The organism is Bifidobacterium sp. POST2/T3 (B1) (assembly GCF_058197115.1).
In genome coordinates this window covers 1-2,172 of sequence record NZ_JBVPQK010000429.1, presented here as the reverse complement: position 1 = coordinate 2,172, position 2,172 = coordinate 1, and the positions used below count along the sequence as shown (strand labels likewise).

General features: G+C 60.5%; 2 protein-coding genes. Both read left to right on the top strand.

Going from position 1 to position 2,172, the window contains the following annotated elements:
* Positions 1-424, top strand: a 424-nt coding sequence (locus tag AC0AP0_RS12470) for a DUF4125 family protein (RefSeq protein WP_490430716.1), incomplete at its 5' end; no start/stop codon positions are given.
* 44 nt (positions 425-468) lie between these two features.
* The gene (locus AC0AP0_RS12465) at positions 469-2,025 is read left to right on the top strand and encodes an alpha/beta hydrolase family protein (protein WP_490430715.1); all 1,557 of its coding nucleotides are present in this window, start codon (positions 469-471) and stop codon (positions 2,023-2,025) included.
* Positions 2,026-2,172 lie beyond the last annotated feature (147 nt).

Below are 2,172 nucleotides of genomic sequence, written 5' to 3'. Positions count from 1 at the left end.
GACCGAAAAGTATGGGCGGATGATGGAATCCACCGCCCCGGACCAGTACCACAGCAGCATTGCCCCCTACCTGCCCAAGCTGGGCCTGGATCGCCAGGAGCAGCAGGAGCACATCATCGACCGGCAGGTGGCCTGGGCCAAGGACTTCCGCGAGCGCTACCCCCGTCTAGGTCAGGAGATGCGCGTCCTGCGCACCAGTGAAGACACTCCGGAGGCCACCTCCTTCGAAACCTACCTGCGCGGCGAACTGGGCACCTATTCGGCCCGGACGCTGGATCTCTACCAATCCATGGTGGACCAGATCGAGGCCCGGGGCGGCAACCTGACCGAGGAAACCATCCTAGCCACGGTGCAGATGAACGGCTTTGAAACCCTGGACGAAGCCGAACAGGCCCAGAACCGACCACCTGAAACACAATCATGAAGTCCATCTGACCAACCAGTCGGGCGGTCGGGTAGAGTTGACGGGTGCAAAAGCTGAAACGGGCGGGCTTTACCGCCGCCTCCTTTGTGGTCATCCTGCTGGTCATGCTCCTTTTGGGCCAAGCCATGACGCCGGACTGGCGGGTGGAACCCTACCGCGACCATCTGCGGGTCTCGACCCACTCCACTACCGTCGCTTCGAGTTTGGGCCCCACGACCCCTGAGGGCACCCACCCAGTCAGGGAGCAGAAAATCAGCATCACTTTGGCTGGCGGAGTTCGTATCCAAGCCATCGTCAGAGAGCCAAGCGACCGCAAGGGCACAGGACCAGCCTGCCTGTTCATCCATGGCGCCGGAACAGGCAAATCCTCCGAAGTATTTGGCGACCTGGCTTCAGCCATGGCCTCAGCCGGCATCACCACACTGGTGCCCGACAAGCGTTTGGACACCTACACCACCTTCCACCGCGACTATCAGGCCATGGCCGCCGACTATGGGCGTTCCCTTGACCGTCTGCGCTCCTGGCCCGGCGTAGATCCAACCAAGGTGGGCCTGTACGCCGAGTCCGAGGGCACTTGGATATCGTCCATCATGACCGCCAAGGATCCCAGCATCGCCTTCTCCATCCTAACTTCGCCTCCCGTCTACCCGGGACGACGGCAGATGGCCATGGCGGCCACCAGCTATTTGGACTTGATTGGCGCGCCTAAGGGGATTCGCAACGTTATACCGCGTCTCATGGGCATGGACCTGTCCCTGCTGGGTCTGGAGTACGCCGACTTTCCCTCCCTGCCCTATCTGGATCAGCTGCAGATGCCGGTCATGATCAACTTCGGCACCATGGATGTCTCCATGCCGGTAGAGCAGGGTGCGCGCGATATCATCCGCAGAACACATGCGAGTGGCAACGACAACGTGACCCTGCGCTACTACCCCACCAACCATCAGATCCGCACCGGCAGCCGGCTGGCCAAGGCCGGGTTGCCCCTTGAACCCAGATATACCCATAATCTGGAAGACTGGATCAACGCCGTGGCATTGGGCACCAAAGCCGATCAATGGTCAACGCCTATGATTGCCGGCAGCCAGCCCCACCAGCTCAATCAAGTGCCTGATCACACGGATACAGGGTTGATACCTTCACTGACCGCCCTGTTGACCCTGATGGCCAGTGGCCCCATTCTGCTGGCTGCTGCCCTGGTATCAGCCCTGATTGGAGCCTTGAGCTCGCATCTGCGGGCTCGGCGCAATGACCATCGACAGTCGGGTTTCAGCAAAGGCCTGACCGGACGGCTCTGGTCGCTAGGCCTGCTAGCCGCAGGACTTATGGCTGCCCTGCTGGCCTATGCCTTTACCGTGGTCCGCCAGGCGCTTGGCCTTGTGCATCTGTCTTCGATGATGGCATCATGCTGGTCCCTGTTGTCCATCCTGTGTCTGGTACTCATCCTGCTCTTGGCGAGCACCCTGACCTCCATCTTCAGCCGACCTGACGGCGAGCCAGCTGTTGCCGGGATCGGCCACTGGCTGACCCTGATCCTGACCCTGCTGGGGTCTCTGGCCATCCTTGGCAGCCTGATCTTCTGGAATATCCTGGTCTTTTGAGACAGAGTGGGTGCGCCTTGCTGATGCCAGCCAGGCTAATACAGACGCGCCAATCAGCACCACGCCCAGACCGGCAAAAATCAATGGAATAATCCGCTGCCAGGGTATGACTATGGTCAGATCCGTACCGTAACGCAGAAAGACCAA